Genomic DNA, 15788 nt, shown 5'->3' with positions numbered 1-15788 from the left:
GCTTTCACGGAGCGTTAAAAGGGTTATTAAAGGTCAATTGCACCAAATAAGTGCCCAATGTTCACACAATTGCACTATTATAGTGCAATGCATTCATAATGGTGCAGCCCTTTTGCACGATGGTGTGCATGATAACGCCTTTTGGGGGCAATTTAAAAGTTGGCACAGATTTCGCTTTATATTTTTTAAGGCAACAACGCCACCTTAAGCAGTTAGAAAGTTTTCGTTACCACGACGACAATGACCAATCCGGGAGAGTTTAAGTATGTCCGCTGAACACGTTTTGACGATGCTGAACGAGCACGAAGTGAAGTTTGTCGATCTGCGCTTCACCGATACCAAAGGTAAAGAACAGCACGTTACTATTCCTTCTCATCAGGTAAATGCCGAATTCTTCGAAGAAGGCAAAATGTTTGATGGCTCCTCGATTGGCGGTTGGAAAGGTATTAACGAATCCGACATGGTTCTGATGCCGGACGCAACTACCGCGCTGATCGACCCGTTCTACGAAGAACCGACGCTGATCATCCGTTGCGATATCCTGGAACCAGGCACCCTGCAGGGCTACGACCGTGACCCGCGCTCCATCGCCAAACGTGCGGAAGAATACCTGCGCGCAACCGGCATTGCGGATACCGTGCTGTTCGGGCCAGAACCTGAATTCTTCCTGTTCGATGACATCCGTTTTGGTGCGTCTATCTCCGGTTCTCACGTTGCTATCGATGACATCGAAGGCGCATGGAACTCTTCCACCAAATATGAAGGCGGCAACAAAGGCCACCGTCCGGGCGTGAAAGGCGGTTATTTCCCGGTTCCGCCGGTAGACTCTTCTCAGGATATCCGTTCTACCATGTGTATGATCATGGAAGAGATGGGCCTGGTTGTTGAAGCTCACCACCACGAAGTGGCGACTGCCGGTCAGAACGAAATCGCTACCCGCTTTAACACCATGACCAAAAAAGCGGACGAAATTCAGATCTACAAATACGTCGTGCACAACGTCGCACACCGCTTCGGTAAAACAGCGACCTTTATGCCAAAACCGATGTTCGGCGATAACGGTTCCGGTATGCACTGCCACATGTCCCTGTCCAAGAACGGCGTAAACCTGTTCTCCGGCGACAAATACGCAGGCCTGTCTGAACAAGCGCTATTCTACATCGGCGGCGTAATCAAGCACGCTAAAGCCATTAACGCCCTGGCGAACCCGACCACCAACTCTTACAAGCGTCTGGTCCCGGGTTACGAAGCACCGGTCATGCTGGCTTACTCTGCCCGTAACCGCTCCGCTTCCATCCGTATTCCGGTAGTGACCTCTCCGAAAGCGCGTCGTATCGAAGTCCGCTTCCCGGATCCGGCTGCTAACCCGTACCTGTGCTTTGCTGCACTGCTGATGGCTGGCCTTGACGGTATCAAGAACAAAATCCATCCGGGCGAAGCGATGGACAAAAACCTGTACGATCTGCCGCCGGAAGAAGCGAAAGAGATCCCACAGGTTGCAGGTTCTCTGGAAGAAGCATTGAACGAACTGGATGCTGACCGTGAATTCCTGACCGCTGGTGGCGTATTCACCAACGACGCAATCGATGCTTACATCGCCCTGCGTATTGAAGAGAACGACCGTGTACGCATGACTCCGCACCCGGTTGAGTTCGAGCTGTACTACAGCGTTTAATTTTGCTGTAAATCCGCGGTATTCCGTGTTGTGGCGTGGGGTACCGAGGATGTTTTGTTGCCGTGGAAACTTTCAGCCCATCTCAGGATGGGCTTTTTTCTCCACCAACGCGCTGATCTCATGAGCTTTTTACTCATAAAAAGCTATACTGCACTAAAATGGTGCACTCTAATTCAGGAGACTGTCAGATGGCAACAGGCACACTGCCCGATGCTGGGCAGATCCTTAACTCTTTAATCAACAGTATCTTACTGGTCGATGACGACCTGGCGGTGCATTACGCGAACCCGGCTGCACAGCAGTTGCTGGCGCAAAGCTCACGTAAGCTATTTGGTACCCCACTCCCGGAGCTGTTGAGCTATTTCTCGCTGAATATTGGTCTTATGCAGGAGAGCCTGCAGGCGGGCCAGGGCTTTACCGATAACGAAGTGACGCTGGTCATCGATGGTCGGTCACATATCCTGTCTCTGACGGCACAGCGCCTTCCTGAGGGCTACATTTTGCTGGAAATGGCACCGATGGATAATCAGCGTCGTCTGAGCCAGGAACAGCTTCAGCACGCACAGCAGATTGCCGCGCGTGACTTAGTGCGCGGTTTGGCCCACGAGATTAAAAACCCGTTGGGTGGCCTGCGCGGTGCAGCGCAGTTGCTGAGCAAAGCGCTGCCCGATCCTTCGTTGACGGAATACACCAAAGTCATCATTGAACAGGCCGATCGGTTAAGAAATCTGGTCGACCGCCTGCTGGGACCGCAGCATCCTGGAATGCACGTCACAGAGAGCATTCACAAGGTTGCAGAGCGAGTGGTGAAGCTGGTGTCTATGGAGTTGCCGGATAACGTCAAACTGGTTCGTGATTACGACCCAAGCCTGCCGGAACTCCCACACGACCCGGATCAAATTGAACAAGTGCTGCTGAATATCGTCCGCAATGCGCTGCAAGCGTTGGGGCCTGATGGCGGAGAGATAGTCCTGCGTACCCGTACGGCGTTCCAGCTGACTCTGCACGGGGTTCGCTACCGCCTTGCAGCACGTATTGACGTTGAAGATAACGGCCCGGGAATACCGTCTCACTTACAGGATACGCTGTTTTATCCGATGGTGAGTGGGCGCGAAGGCGGTACTGGCCTCGGGCTGTCTATCGCCCGCAGCCTTATCGATCAGCACTCCGGCAAAATTGAATTTACCAGTTGGCCAGGGCATACCGAATTCTCGGTGTACCTGCCTATTCGGAAGTAGAGGTGTTTATGCAACGAGGGATAGCATGGATCGTTGATGACGATAGCTCCATCCGTTGGGTGCTTGAACGCGCGCTCACCGGGGCTGGCTTGAGTTGTACAACGTTTGAGAGCGGCAGCGAGGTGCTTGATGCCCTCACCACCAAAACCCCGGATGTCCTGCTGTCTGATATCCGTATGCCGGGAATGGATGGGCTGGCGCTGCTGAAACAAATTAAACAGCGTCACCCGATGCTCCCGGTCATCATAATGACGGCGCATTCAGATCTGGACGCGGCGGTCAGCGCTTATCAGCAAGGTGCCTTTGATTATCTACCAAAACCGTTTGATATTGATGAAGCGGTGGCGCTGGTCGACCGCGCAATCAGCCATTATCAGGAACAGCAGCAGCCGCGAAATGCGCCAATAAATAGCCCAGCGGCCGATATTATCGGCGAAGCGCCAGCAATGCAGGACGTTTTTCGCATTATAGGCCGCCTGTCGCGTTCCTCCATCAGCGTGCTGATCAACGGCGAGTCCGGTACCGGTAAAGAGCTAGTTGCCCATGCTCTGCACCGCCACAGCCCGCGCGCTAAGGCACCATTTATCGCGCTGAATATGGCGGCAATCCCCAAAGACTTGATTGAATCAGAACTGTTCGGCCACGAGAAAGGGGCCTTTACGGGCGCGAATACCGTGCGCCAGGGGCGTTTTGAACAGGCAGACGGCGGCACGTTGTTCCTCGACGAAATCGGCGATATGCCGCTGGACGTACAAACTCGGTTGCTGCGCGTGCTGGCTGATGGCCAGTTTTATCGCGTAGGCGGCTATGCGCCGGTGAAAGTGGATGTGCGCATTATCGCCGCCACCCACCAGAATCTTGAGCTGCGCGTACAGGAAGGAAAATTCCGCGAGGACTTATTCCACCGCCTGAACGTGATTCGCGTCCATCTCCCGCCGCTACGCGAGCGTCGGGAAGATATTCCGCGTCTGGCGCGCCACTTCCTGCAAGTTGCCGCTCGTGAACTCGGCGTTGAAGCCAAGCTGCTGCACCCGGAAACGGAGATGGCGCTAACCCGGCTGGCCTGGCCGGGTAACGTGCGTCAACTGGAGAACACGTGTCGTTGGCTGACGGTGATGGCGGCAGGCCAGGAGGTTCTGACCCAGGATCTTCCCAGTGAGCTGTTTGAAACCGCGATACCGGATAATCCGACGCAAATGCTGCCGGATAGCTGGGCCACGCTGCTGGGGCAATGGGCCGACCGCGCTTTACGTTCCGGTCATCAAAACCTGCTGTCAGAAGCACAGCCGGAGATGGAGCGCACGCTATTGACCACCGCGCTACGCCACACTCAGGGACATAAACAAGAAGCAGCACGCCTGCTGGGATGGGGCCGTAATACGTTGACACGTAAGCTAAAAGAACTGGGAATGGAGTAGTAGAACAGTGTCGTGTAAAAAATAGTCTGTCAGCGCAAACTGCTGCTATTTTGTACTTTACTGTTCAAATGCGTTGAGTATGATCGTGCCCGGAAAGACAGGGGGAAATCATGCTTGAATCACTCATAAATATTATATCGAGCGGTGTCGCAGCCGGTCATACCCCGCAGACGGCAATAGCTGCTGTTTTGTGTGCGGCGATGGTTGGATTGTTTAGCTGATAATTCACCCTCTCCCGGCAAGGAGAGGGTGAATAGATTAAATCACGCGTGAAAACTGCTGCACCCGTGCTTTCTGGCGCAAATATGCATCAAAGCACATGCATATGTTGCGAATCAGCAACCGGCCTTTCGGCGTCACCTGAATCCCTTTCTCATCCACATCCACCAGCCCGTCTTTGGCCAGCGGCGCCAGCAGTTTCATATCTTCAGTGAAGTAGTCATTGAAGTCTAAGTCCCACTGCGTTTCTACAGCGGAGAAATCGAGACGGAAATTACAGATCAGCGCTTTAATGACATCGCGACGAATACAGTCATCGCGAGTCAACGCAATGCCACGCCATAAGGCCGTTCCGGTTTCATCAATCTGCTGATAATACTGCTTCAGCTCTTTTTGGTTCTGCGCATAGCAGTCGCCAATCATACTGATCGCCGAAACACCCAGCCCCAGCAGATCGGAATCCCCTTGGGTGGTATAGCCCTGGAAGTTGCGATGCAAAATACCTTCACGTTGGGCTATCGCCAGTTCATCGTCCGGACGAGCAAAGTGGTCCATACCGATAAACTGATATCCCGCAGCGGTCAGCGAATCAATCGTTTCCTGCAGGATATCCAGCTTCTGCTCTGCTGAAGGTAAATCAGCATCTTTGATTTTGCGCTGTGCGGCGAAGAGCGTCGGCAAATGCGCATAGTTAAATACGCTCAGACGATCGGGATTTAGCTCAGCCACCCGCTGGAGCGTAAATGCAAAGCTCTCTGGCGTTTGCTTCGGCAGTCCGTAAATCAGATCGATATTGGTAGAAGTAAAGCCAATCTCTCGGGCATGATTGAGCAGGGCGAAGATAAACTCTTCATCCTGCTCGCGGTTCACCAGGCGCTGCACCTCTTTGTTGAAGTCCTGCACGCCCATGCTCAAGCGGTTGAATCCTTCAGCGCGTAAATGATCCAGTACATCAAGCTCAATTTCACGCGGATCGACTTCAATGGAAATCTCAGCCTCGGCATTAAAATTGAAATGCGTACGCAGCAGGCTCATCAGGCGGCTAATTTGCGCCTTATTTAAATATGTCGGCGTACCGCCGCCCCAATGCAGTTGGTTAACCTGGCGACCCGCAAAAAGCGGCGCGCGATGGATAATCTCCTGCTCAAGGACGTCCAGATACTGATCGGCTTTATGCTGCTGGCGGGTGACAATTTTATTGCAGCCACAAAAATAGCAGAGCTTATGGCAAAACGGGATATGCACATACAGCGATAGAGGTCGCTGCGGATAACGGGCTACCGCTGCGTCAAATTCAGCAGCGCCAAATTCCGGAGAAAACTCCAGCGCGGTGGGGTACGAAGTATAACGCGGCCCGGAATAGTTATATTTTTGGATCAGGGCCAGATCCCAGTCGATTAACTGCACAGACATGCTCACTCCTTCCGATGGTGCCGTCGGCGGGTACGCCGCTCCGGCCCAACCACACCTGGGGTAATGAGCCGGTTGCGCAGCCATTTCTGACGCCGCGACAACCGTCGTAGTTTAACGAATAACCACAGCAGATAACATATAACCAAAAGGGTTATAAGCAGGACCGGGAATCCGATGGGGTGCAAATGTTAGTTTCCGCCCTTCAGCAAACGCATCATATCTTCTTTGCGTTCTTCCTCTTCCTCATCTTCGTCATCATCGTAGGAGAGGCCGAGCTGTTGCATCAGTTCATCAATACGGTCCAGTTTGGCATCAACCCAAGTCTGCTCTTCAGCATTCAAGGTTCCGCCCTCTTCCAGACGTTCCAGCAGCGCGTCCAGGCGCTCATCGTTCTCCAGCAAATCCAGCTCAGCCTGCGGTGAAAGCATAGGTTTCTCGCTCTTCGGTTTGTGCTGCTTAATCACTGGGGCATTCTCTGTCACACCCAGCGGGATCGGTTTTTTGCTGCCAATACGCGGATCTTGCTGTTGGCCTTGTTTTTTACCCGCAGAGGCGGCATCACCACCGGTCGCACGACTTCCTGCCGCATGACCGCGATGTTTCTTCTGCTGCTTACGATCGCGAGCTTCCTGGTTCAATTCTTCACGCGTTTTGCGACTTTTTTTGCCACGAGGTACAGATGTCGGTTTTTTCATGGTGTTAATCTTCAGGCCGTTTTCTTCAGTATAGAATTGAGGCGGAATCTAGCAGAAAGCAAGCAAAGAAAAAAGGCGACAGATTACTCTGTCGCCTTTTTCCGCACTGACAACCCTTAATGGGTTTCTACTTTCCATGTTAGCTAACGACAACCCCTGTCTTTCCTTTAGCTACCAACAGTCCCTGTTACATCCATTTCCTTTTAAAACGTCTCCAGACGCCTGTCATCCTGACAATCCGTAGTCCTCGCCTCCTGGCGCTTCCTGACACCTCGTCCTGAGTCTTAATCCTGTTAGCTTCCTTCGCCCTTGCCCACTACTTTACTGGTTTAAGAAAAACCTACAACCAGCAACGGTATAAAAAATGCTAATTTCAGAATCTTCTCTTCGTTTAATTGTATGATTTATAGAGCGTTAGTTATTTTTTAATCAGGCTTTTCTCACAAATGTCTTATATCAACAATGGCCAATGTCTTACAAAGCATGTGGCTTTTACTCACACCAGTGGGTTGCGGTAAAAACAGCCTTTTTCTATTGTTCAGGTATAATCCCCGTCATAGCCTGATTAACGGAGACGACCGTCTTGACCAACTGGAATTATCAACTGACGCATTTTGTCACTAGCGCACCAGATATCCGCCATCTTCCTTCTGATACCGGTATCGAAGTGGCATTCGCTGGCCGCTCTAACGCAGGGAAATCCAGCGCCCTGAATACGCTGACTAACCAGAAAAGCCTTGCTCGTACATCAAAGACGCCTGGTCGTACGCAGCTCATTAACCTGTTTGAAGTTGCTGAGGGAAAACGTCTGGTCGACCTGCCAGGCTATGGTTACGCTCAAGTTCCTGAAGAGATGAAAATCAAATGGCAGCGGGCGCTGGGTGAATACCTGGAAAAACGCCTGTGTCTGAAAGGACTGGTCATACTGATGGATATCCGGCATCCGCTTAAAGATCTCGATCAGCAGATGATCCTATGGGCCGTTGAAAGCGATATCCCGGTTCTGGTGCTGCTGACTAAAGCCGATAAGCTGGCCAGTGGCGCGCGCAAAGCCCAGCTCAACCAGGTCCGTGAAGCAGTAATCGCATTTAATGGTGATGTGCAAGTGGAAGCATTTTCTTCCCTGAAGAAGCAGGGCGTAGATAAACTGCGTCAGAAGCTGGATAGCTGGTATAACGACATTCCTCCTCAGGAAGAGCCTGAAGACGGCGAGTAATTATCGTCAATTTTCCCGGGTATGGGCATACAGAGCCTTATCCGGGCAGCCTGCCTTGCCGATATCAATACGCAAAAAATTTTCTTTCACGCAATAAAAAACGCCCCGGTCATAAATGACCGGGGCGGCTAAAATATTCAGCCAAATCCGATTACGTGAAGTAAAAGGTCTGAAAGATAGAACATCTTACCTCTGTACCCTACGTCTTTAACTCTACTCTTGTTTCCGTTATGGATAAAGCATTTTTGTAGTTTATTTTCAGTCTTTACATAGCAAATTCAAATGATCATCACAAAACGGTATAAGTTATGTTACTCACTTACAAAAAATGGCCTTATGTACTGAACACTTAGTGCGCTTGATCCCAATTTTCCCCACTACCCACTTCTACCAGCAGCGGAACAGCCAGCGTCGTGCTGCTTTCCATCAGTTCGTGGATCTTTTTCGCGACCGTATCTAAATCGTCTTTATGAACTTCGAAGACTAATTCATCGTGTACCTGCATGATCATACGCACCCGCGGTTTTTCACTTAACAACCAATCATCTACAGCGATCATTGCACGTTTAATGATATCCGCAGCAGTTCCCTGCATCGGCGCGTTGATTGCCGCACGCTCAGCGCCAGCGCGACGTGCTCCGTTGCTGGATTTAATGTCCGGCAAATAGAGTCGGCGGCCATCGAGCGTTTCAACATACCCCTGCTCTTTTGCCTGCGCACGGGTACGCTCCATATAATCCAGCACACCTGGATAGCGCTCAAAGTAGAGGTCCATATATTTCTGCGCTTCTTTACGCGGAATATTGAGCTGTCGCGCAAGGCCAAATGCGCTCATCCCGTAAATCAGGCCAAAGTTGATAGCCTTTGCGCTGCGTCGCTGTTCGCTGCTCACGCTTTCAAGCGGCAAACCAAAAACCTCTGCCGCAGTAGCACGGTGGATATCTTTCCCCTCCGCAAACGCGGTTAGCAGACCGTTATCGCGCGACAGATGCGCCATAATGCGCAATTCAATTTGCGAGTAGTCGGCGGAGACAATGAGGTAATCTTCCGGAGCAATAAACGCCTGACGAATACGGCGTCCTTCTTCGTTACGTACCGGAATGTTCTGCAGGTTCGGATCGGTGGATGACAGGCGTCCCGTTGCAGTGACCGCCTGGTGATAAGATGTATGCACGCGACCCGTTTTCGCGCTGATCATCAACGGCAGCTTATCGGTATAAGTGGATTTGAGTTTTGCCAGGCCACGATATTCAAGGATAACTTTTGGCAGCGGATAATCCAGAGCCAGCTCTTCCAACACCTCTTCCGACGTAGACGGAGCACCGCCCGGCGTCTTCTTCAGTGGTTTAATCCCTTGTTTTTCAAACAGGATGGTTTGCAGCTGCTTAGGCGAAGAGAGGTTAAACTCTTCACCTGCAATATCATATGCCTTCTTCTCTAGCTCAATCAGGCGCTTGGCGATTTCCTGAGAATGCGCATGCAGCACGGCTGGGTCAATCTTCACGCCGTTGCGCTCAACGCGGGATAACACTGGCACTAACGGCATTTCTATATTTTTAAAGATGTTCAGCGGACCTTCATTCTGCTGAAGCTTTGGCCACATCTTCAAATGCAGTTGCAGAGTCACATCAGCGTCTTCCGCCGCGTAACGACCAGCTTCTTCCAGTGCGATTTGATTAAAGGTGAGCTGATTTTTACCCTTACCGGCAATCTCTTCAAAGGTAATGGTTTTGTGCTTCAACCAGCGATCGGAAAGGCTATCCATATCATGGCGGCCCGCTACGCTGTCAAGAATGTAGGACTCCAGCATGGTATCAAAGGCAATACCGCGCAGCTCAATGTCATAGTTAGCCAGAATACCGCGATCATACTTGAGGTTCTGTCCAACCTTCAGAGCCTTATCGTCTTCCAGTAAGGGCTTCAGCAGTTCCAGCACGCGGTCGCGTGGGATCTGATCCGGCGCATCCAGATAGTCATGAGAAACGGGTACATAAGCTGCGATGCCTGGCTCAACGGCGAATGACAGACCGACCATATTGGCGGATACATTATCAAGGCTGTCAGTTTCGGTATCAAAAGCAAAAAGTGGCGCTTTCTTCAGTTTTTCGATCCACGCCGTCAGCGTTTCTTCATCAAGAATCGTGACATAGTTTTCAGAGGAGAGCGTTGCCGCCGTCTCTTCTTCAGCATCTGCAGCATCTGCCGCCACTTCGACTGGTTTCGCGGTAGGTTTAGCGCCTTTCGCCTGCATCCATTTACCGGACTCAACATCGGTTATCCAGCGTTTGAATTCATACTTTTTAAACAGCGTCAGCAGTTCATCCGCTGCAGGTTGCTCAACGAGCAGTTCTTCACAGCTCAAATCCAGTTCAACATCCGTTTTAATCGTTGCCAGCTGATAAGAGAGATACGCGACCTCTTTATTCTGCTCTAGCTTCGCCGCCATCGTTTTAGATCCGCGGAAGCTCAGGCCGGCGATTTTCTCAGACTCAGCATACAGCGTATCAAGCCCACCCAGCCCCTGTAGCAACGCCTGTGCGGTCTTCTCGCCGACCCCAGGGACGCCAGGAATGTTGTCCGACGAGTCACCCATGAGAGCAAGGAAATCAATGATCAGTTCAGGTGGAACGCCGTATTTTGTGACGACTTCATCCGGACCAAGAATAGTGTTAGTCATCGTGTTAATCAGGGTAATACCCGGCGTAACTAACTGAGCCATATCTTTATCACCCGTGCTAATCAGCACTGGACGACCTGCCTTTTCAGCTTCACGCGCCAGTGTACCGATCACATCATCAGCTTCAACGCCCGGAACAGCCATCAGAGGTAAGCCCATCGCCTTAACCATGGTATGCAGCGGCTCGATCTGCGCACGCAGATCGTCCGGCATCGGTGGACGATGAGATTTATAGTGCTCAAACAATTCATCACGGAAAGTCTTCCCTTTGGCATCAAAAACCACGACTGCATGAGTCGGTTGATACTGTAGGATCAGGCTTCGCAGCATATTCAGTACGCCGTACATTGCGCCAGTCGGTTCACCTGCGCTGTTAGTCAGCGGGGGAAAAGCGTGATATGCCCGGTAAAGGTAAGAGGAGCCGTCGACGAGGATGAGAGGGTTTTCTGGGATCTGAACCATAATTTCCGTGCCTGTTTATCAGATTATGGGTAAAGGATGCCACAGACGGGCATTAAATCCTGAATTTTTCCCCTATTTCATCGAAAAGATTCATTGATCTCCACGATCATTGTACAACTTCATCTGTGGATAACTTTGTGTATAGTTTTAAAATGATAGCTGGCTAACTCTTAATAAAATAGCTCTTCAAATAATTAATTCATATTTATCATTTAGTTAACGTTATATTTTTTATCGTAATGTCGTTTTGATGACTCAATGCTCCATGTGGATATAAGATCCGGAAATTTTTCTGCTCTGGTAAGACCCGTTATTTGCTGTATTTTCTGATAAAATCAGTCCCTTGCGCTGTTTAAATGCGTTTTTTGTCAGCCTAACTTTCTGAATAAACTAACTATGTCGAGATTACTCGCTGCGATAATCCTTCCGCTGAGTATCGCCCTTACTATCTTAGTCACTATAATCTGCTCGGTGCCGATAATCATCGCCGGACTGATTAAACTTCTTGTGCCGATTCCTGCAGTCTGGCGCTCGATATCTGTTTTCTGCAACTTCATGATGTATTGCTGGTGTGAAGGGTTGGCACTACTGCTACATCTTAATCCGTGGTTAAAATGGGATGTTCAAGGTATTGAAGGCCTGAACAAGAGAAACTGGTATTTACTTATCAGCAACCATCACAGTTGGGCTGATATCGTGGTGCTCTGTGTGCTGTTTCGCAAACATATCCCAATGAATAAATACTTTCTCAAACAGCAACTAGCCTGGGTACCGTTCATTGGTCTTGCTTGCTGGGCCCTGGACATGCCGTTTATGCGCCGTTACTCACGTGGTTATTTAATTCGTCATCCAGAACGTCGCGGTAAAGATGTTGAAACCACCCGTCGTTCCTGCGAGAAATTCCGCGTCCACCCAACGACTATCGTTAACTTTGTCGAAGGTTCACGTTTTACTGAAGAAAAGCAGCGTCAGACTCGCTCACCTTACAATAACTTATTACCCCCAAAAGCTGCGGGTATTGCTATGGCATTGGGCGTGCTGGGATCGCAGTTTGATAAGCTGCTCAACGTGACGTTATGTTACCCAGAGAACAACCACAGGCCATTTTACGACATGCTAAGTGGTCGATTGACGCGGATTGTGGTGCGAATAAATCTGGAGCCTGTAGCTGAAGATCTACATGGCGACTATGTGAATGATAAAAACTTTAAGCGCCACTTCCAGCGTTGGTTAAATATGCTGTGGGAAGAAAAGGATCGTCAACTGACGGAAATAATGCGGCAGAAAAAATGATTTTAGTCGCTGAAAAGAACAACGCCGGTCAATGACCGGCGTTTGTTTTTTTATTTCTTCTCAACTAACTGCTTAACAGTATCGGCATACTGAGCAACAAATGCGTCCATGTTGCTGGTATCCATCCCTTGCGGGTTAATCTGATATTTTCCGTTAACGTACATCGCGGGTACGCCCTGCAGTTGGAAATCAGCAGCGGCTTTTTCTTGCTGAGCAACCAGAGATTTCACCACGAAGCTGTTCCACGCCGCATCGTACTCTTCGCCTTTCACACCTGAATCAACAAAGATTTTACGGATATCGGCCACGGTCTGGACGGACTGGGTTTTCTGTACCGCTTCAAACATTGGAACAGTAATCTTGTCTTCCACGCCCAGCGCCATCGCCACAGCCCACGCCTGAGTCAGATCCTTGCCCAATGGGCCCAGGAACTCAACGTGGTATTTAGTCATCTTGACGCCTTCAGGCAGCTTTTTCTTCACGTTATCTGACACATGAAGTACTTCTTCAAACTGATAGCAATGGGGACAGTAGAACGAGAAGAACTCGAGCACCTGAGGCTCGCCAGCAACTGGCTTGTCGAGGGTGATGTACTGCTTACCGTCGGTGATCTGGGCAGCGGATGCACTAAAAGCCAGAATCATACCAGCCAGCGCCAGCCAAATTTTGTTCATGATTAATTCTCTCCTGGATATTTCACATTAATACATTGGCGTTAACTGAAGAGGGGGTTCCTGCAGAACCTTCACCTGCTCAAGAAAAGTTGTTGTCTGCCCGCGCCAGTAATCTTCCCCGGTTAACCATGGGAAATTTATAGGGAAAGCAGGATCATTCCAGCGTCTGAGCAACCACGCCAGATAATAAACTAACCGCATCGCACGTAAAGGTTCGATGAGAGCGATTTCATCCGTATTAAAAGAGCTGAACTCTTCATAGGCTTCAATGATCATCTCAAGCTGCATCCGCTGCTCGGCTTTATCTCCATTTAACAGCATCCAGAGATCCTGGATAGCAGGACCATTACGCGCATCATCTAAATCAACAAACAGAGGGCCATCACGCCAGAGGATATTTCCGGCATGGCAGTCACCGTGCAAACGTAAGATATTAGCGTTCCCGTGCCATCGTGCCATTACAGCATCAATCAGTTTATCGGTAGCGCTGAGAAAGGCCTCTTTCAAACCAGCAGGAATCAACGGGGAGAGCTCGAAGACCTGGCGTGGCTCAAGGAGATATTCATTAGTACCAATCTCCGGGCGAGCGACAAAACGCTGCTTGCGACCTGTCTGATGCATACGGCCAAGATAGCGCCCAACCCATTCCATCTGATCGAGGTTATCCGCCTCAAACTGACGTCCACCCAGGCTTGGGAAAACGGCAAAGAAGAATCCCTGATGCTGGTGAAGAGTACTTTCATGGAAAGATAATGGCGCCGCAACGGGAACATCATCCTGCACGAGTTGAAGGGTAAACTGATGTTCTTCGAGGATTTGTTCTGCAGACCAGCGTTCAGGACGATAGAACTTCACCACATAGCGGTGGCGATCTTCGTCCTGAAACTGGTAAACGCGGTTCTCATAGCTGTTAAGCGGGGTGAGCCCAGAGTCCACCCGCATACCCAGATCAAACAAACCATCAATGATAGTATCCGGGTGAAGCGTCTGAAAATTAAAAGCCTTATCGTGCATCCTGACATCCGATAATCATGCGAATGATTCAGGATATCATCTCATTGCCTGTTCCGTGGCAGCGCTTACAACCTTTTACTCTTTAATGACTCCGCGAGCGCGAAGCAATGCGGTTTTGAAGTCTTCTTCATAATCTTTCTGAATACCGGGAATAACGGCCTCTTTTGTCGAGTCGCGCATTTTCAGATGATAAATCAGAATATCGTCGGAAAGATCGCTTAATTCCCCCGTATAACCGGCCTCTTTGGCCAGTTTTTGCAAGAATTGAATCAAATTTAGTTCAGGTTCTTTCTGCCATGCTGGCTGGAGGAGTTCAATGACTTCATTCAGACGTTTACATTTCATAGTAATGCTCCTTACTCTAGATAAAGACACGTTAGCAGGGACAATCCCACAATGAAAGAGGCGATATTGATATGCAACGCGAGGTAATAACCGGTGTCGTGTTGGCTGGAGGAAGGGCGACGCGCATGGGGGGAGTGGATAAAGGGTTGCAGATGTTAAAGGGTAAGCCATTGTGGTGCTACGTCGCCGATACGCTGGAACCACAGGTGGATAAAATGGTTATTAGCGCCAATCGGAACCTTGATAGCTGGCAAACCAGCGGTTATCCGATTATTACCGATAGTATGAATGATTTTCCAGGCCCTCTGGCCGGGATGCTATCTGTTATGCAGCATGTTGAAAGCGAGTGGTTTCTGTTTTGTCCATGTGATACTCCTTTTATCCCCGCCTTTCTGGTCGAGCGCTTAATACAGAATAAGAAATTATCACCTGTAGTTTGGGTACATGATGGTGAACGCGACCATCCGGCTATCGCTTTGGTGAATCATAAGGTCACAGCAGAACTTGAAACCTATTTGGCCGCAGGTGAACGGCGAGTCATGGTGTTTATGCGCAAAGTTGGTGGGCATAATGTTGATTTTAGCGATGTGAAATCAGCATTCATGAACGTAAATACCCTCGATGACTTACAGAATATGCAGGTGTCATCATGATTCCCCTTCTGGCTATCGCGGCCTGGAGCGGTACGGGTAAAACAACATTACTGAAGGAACTGATCCCGGAATTATGTGCGAAAGGCTTACGACCTGGGCTTATCAAACATACTCATCATGACATGGACGTGGATAAACCAGGTAAAGATAGCTATGAACTACGCAAAGCCGGAGCTGCACAGACTATTGTCGCCAGTTCACAGCGCTGGGCCTTAATCACAGAAACACCAAATAAAAACGAATTGGATCTTAGCTGGCTAGTAAGCAGAATGGACCCTTCAACGTTGGATTTAGTGTTAGTCGAAGGTTTTAAGCATGAGCCAGTACCAAAGATCCTACTTTACAGGCACAACAGTGGGCACCATGTAGATGAACTGGTATTTGATGAACACGTCATTGCCGTGGCTAGCGATATTCCTGTCGAGACTTCACTTCCGCAGTTAGATTTAAATAACATCCCGCAAATCGTGGATTTTATTTTACAGTGGTTACACAAGCCCTAATCAGATCTCAATAGAAAAGAAAATTTTTGCTGTATGAGAAATGCATGCTCGGATAAAGCTTCATCGCGCTTTGTCTGATTTTTTATGATGTACAAAAACGCAAAAAGCCCATCCGTCAGGATGGGCTCTTCACTTAATTGATGCCTGGCAGTTCCCTACTCTCACATGGGGAGACCCCACACTACCATCGGCGCTACGGCGTTTCACTTCTGAGTTCGGCATGGGGTCAGGTGGGACCACCGCGCTGTCGCCGCCAGGCAAATTCTGTTTATCTGTATCAAGCTGAATCTCTC

At 49.8% G+C, this 15788-nt stretch carries 14 protein-coding genes and 1 rRNA gene; 8 read left to right on the top strand and 7 right to left on the bottom strand.

All coding sequences use genetic code 11. From position 1 onward, the window contains the following. Positions 1 to 265: 265 nt before the first annotated feature. The 4 genes from glnA (at position 266) to HV127_RS07150 (ending at position 4552) form a co-directional block, all read left to right on the top strand. Positions 266 to 1675 carry a glutamate--ammonia ligase gene (glnA, locus tag HV127_RS07165; RefSeq protein WP_112216906.1) on the top strand — a complete coding sequence of 470 codons (1410 nt, stop codon included), beginning with the start codon at positions 266 to 268 and terminating at the stop codon, positions 1673 to 1675. A gap of 188 nt (positions 1676 to 1863) precedes the next feature. Beyond that, entirely contained in the window at positions 1864 to 2913 is a 1050-nt protein-coding gene (gene glnL / locus HV127_RS07160) for a nitrogen regulation protein NR(II) (RefSeq protein WP_181484283.1), read from the top strand. A gap of 8 nt (positions 2914 to 2921) precedes the next feature. Beyond that, the gene (gene glnG / locus HV127_RS07155; RefSeq protein WP_110276072.1) at positions 2922 to 4331 is read left to right on the top strand and encodes a nitrogen regulation protein NR(I); all 1410 of its coding nucleotides are present in this window, start codon (positions 2922 to 2924) and stop codon (positions 4329 to 4331) included. Positions 4332 to 4441: 110 nt separating this feature from the next. Beyond that, positions 4442 to 4552 (top strand): YshB family small membrane protein, encoded by a 111-nt coding sequence (locus tag HV127_RS07150; RefSeq protein WP_110276071.1) that lies wholly within the window; start codon positions 4442 to 4444, stop codon positions 4550 to 4552. A gap of 37 nt (positions 4553 to 4589) precedes the next feature. Here the strand turns inward: HV127_RS07150 and hemN are convergent, their stop codons facing one another. Further along, positions 4590 to 5963, bottom strand: coding sequence for an oxygen-independent coproporphyrinogen III oxidase (gene hemN / locus HV127_RS07145; protein WP_182235445.1), 1374 nt, complete (start codon positions 5961 to 5963; stop codon positions 4590 to 4592). A gap of 188 nt (positions 5964 to 6151) precedes the next feature. Beyond that, complete coding sequence (yihI, locus tag HV127_RS07140) at positions 6152 to 6658, bottom strand: Der GTPase-activating protein YihI (protein WP_110276068.1); 507 nt, start codon at positions 6656 to 6658, stop codon at positions 6152 to 6154. Positions 6659 to 7241: 583 nt separating this feature from the next. Here yihI and yihA point away from each other — a divergent pair. Then, positions 7242 to 7874, top strand: a complete 633-nt coding sequence (gene yihA, locus HV127_RS07135) for a ribosome biogenesis GTP-binding protein YihA/YsxC (protein ID WP_110276067.1) — start codon at positions 7242 to 7244, stop codon at positions 7872 to 7874. Positions 7875 to 8223: 349 nt separating this feature from the next. Here yihA and polA read toward each other — a convergent pair whose 3' ends face one another. After that, complete coding sequence (gene polA / locus HV127_RS07130; RefSeq protein WP_182235444.1) at positions 8224 to 11013, bottom strand: DNA polymerase I; 2790 nt, start codon at positions 11011 to 11013, stop codon at positions 8224 to 8226. A gap of 396 nt (positions 11014 to 11409) precedes the next feature. Here polA and HV127_RS07125 point away from each other — a divergent pair, with 396 nt between their 5' ends. Continuing rightward, positions 11410 to 12306, top strand: a complete 897-nt coding sequence (locus HV127_RS07125; RefSeq protein WP_182235443.1) for an acyltransferase — start codon at positions 11410 to 11412, stop codon at positions 12304 to 12306. A gap of 50 nt (positions 12307 to 12356) precedes the next feature. Here HV127_RS07125 and dsbA read toward each other — a convergent pair whose 3' ends face one another. The 3 genes from dsbA to HV127_RS07110 form a co-directional block, all read right to left on the bottom strand. Further along, positions 12357 to 12980: a thiol:disulfide interchange protein DsbA gene (gene dsbA, locus HV127_RS07120; protein ID WP_110276064.1), complete on the bottom strand. Its 624-nt coding sequence runs from the start codon at positions 12978 to 12980 to the stop codon at positions 12357 to 12359. Positions 12981 to 13007: 27 nt separating this feature from the next. Further along, the gene (locus HV127_RS07115; RefSeq protein WP_182235442.1) at positions 13008 to 13994 is read right to left on the bottom strand and encodes a serine/threonine protein kinase; all 987 of its coding nucleotides are present in this window, start codon (positions 13992 to 13994) and stop codon (positions 13008 to 13010) included. 75 nt (positions 13995 to 14069) lie between these two features. Continuing rightward, a complete protein-coding gene (locus HV127_RS07110; RefSeq protein WP_110276062.1) occupies positions 14070 to 14339 on the bottom strand; it encodes a YihD family protein in 270 nt (89 codons plus the stop codon). Between the two features lie 71 nt (positions 14340 to 14410). Between HV127_RS07110 and mobA the strand changes: the two genes are divergently transcribed. Continuing rightward, complete coding sequence (mobA, locus tag HV127_RS07105; RefSeq protein ID WP_182235441.1) at positions 14411 to 14992, top strand: molybdenum cofactor guanylyltransferase MobA; 582 nt, start codon at positions 14411 to 14413, stop codon at positions 14990 to 14992. Next, positions 14989 to 15495 carry a molybdopterin-guanine dinucleotide biosynthesis protein MobB gene (gene mobB / locus HV127_RS07100; protein WP_182235440.1) on the top strand — a complete coding sequence of 169 codons (507 nt, stop codon included), beginning with the start codon at positions 14989 to 14991 and terminating at the stop codon, positions 15493 to 15495. Before mobA ends, mobB begins: the two co-directional genes overlap by 4 nt. Positions 15496 to 15637: 142 nt before the next feature. On the opposite strand, the gene rrf is transcribed toward mobB, so the two are convergent. After that, positions 15638 to 15753: ribosomal RNA gene (rrf, locus tag HV127_RS07095) — 5S ribosomal RNA — on the bottom strand. Positions 15754 to 15788: the final 35 nt, after the last annotated feature.

This window comes from Klebsiella sp. RHBSTW-00215 (genome assembly GCF_014103785.1).
In the GTDB taxonomy this organism is placed as follows: Bacteria; Pseudomonadota; Gammaproteobacteria; order Enterobacterales; family Enterobacteriaceae; genus Klebsiella.
Note: the sequence above shows the minus strand (reverse complement) of the source record. Positions and strands in the feature narration are given on the sequence as shown.

Excerpts from the sequence above, each read along its gene's own strand:
- polA (WP_182235444.1), bottom strand. The coding sequence starts at position 11,013 with ATGGTTCAGATCCCAGAAAACCCTCTCATCCTCGTCGACGGCTCCTCT.
- dsbA (WP_110276064.1), bottom strand. The coding sequence starts at position 12,980 with ATGAACAAAATTTGGCTGGCGCTGGCTGGTATGATTCTGGCTTTTAGT.
- HV127_RS07150 (WP_110276071.1), top strand. The coding sequence starts at position 4,442 with ATGCTTGAATCACTCATAAATATTATATCGAGCGGTGTCGCAGCCGGT.
- hemN (WP_182235445.1), bottom strand. The coding sequence starts at position 5,963 with ATGTCTGTGCAGTTAATCGACTGGGATCTGGCCCTGATCCAAAAATAT.
- glnA (WP_112216906.1), top strand. The coding sequence starts at position 266 with ATGTCCGCTGAACACGTTTTGACGATGCTGAACGAGCACGAAGTGAAG.
- yihI (WP_110276068.1), bottom strand. The coding sequence starts at position 6,658 with ATGAAAAAACCGACATCTGTACCTCGTGGCAAAAAAAGTCGCAAAACG.
- HV127_RS07125 (WP_182235443.1), top strand. The coding sequence starts at position 11,410 with ATGTCGAGATTACTCGCTGCGATAATCCTTCCGCTGAGTATCGCCCTT.
- HV127_RS07110 (WP_110276062.1), bottom strand. The coding sequence starts at position 14,339 with ATGAAATGTAAACGTCTGAATGAAGTCATTGAACTCCTCCAGCCAGCA.
- mobB (WP_182235440.1), top strand. The coding sequence starts at position 14,989 with ATGATTCCCCTTCTGGCTATCGCGGCCTGGAGCGGTACGGGTAAAACA.
- glnG (WP_110276072.1), top strand. The coding sequence starts at position 2,922 with ATGCAACGAGGGATAGCATGGATCGTTGATGACGATAGCTCCATCCGT.
- mobA (WP_182235441.1), top strand. The coding sequence starts at position 14,411 with ATGCAACGCGAGGTAATAACCGGTGTCGTGTTGGCTGGAGGAAGGGCG.
- glnL (WP_181484283.1), top strand. The coding sequence starts at position 1,864 with ATGGCAACAGGCACACTGCCCGATGCTGGGCAGATCCTTAACTCTTTA.
- HV127_RS07115 (WP_182235442.1), bottom strand. The coding sequence starts at position 13,994 with ATGCACGATAAGGCTTTTAATTTTCAGACGCTTCACCCGGATACTATC.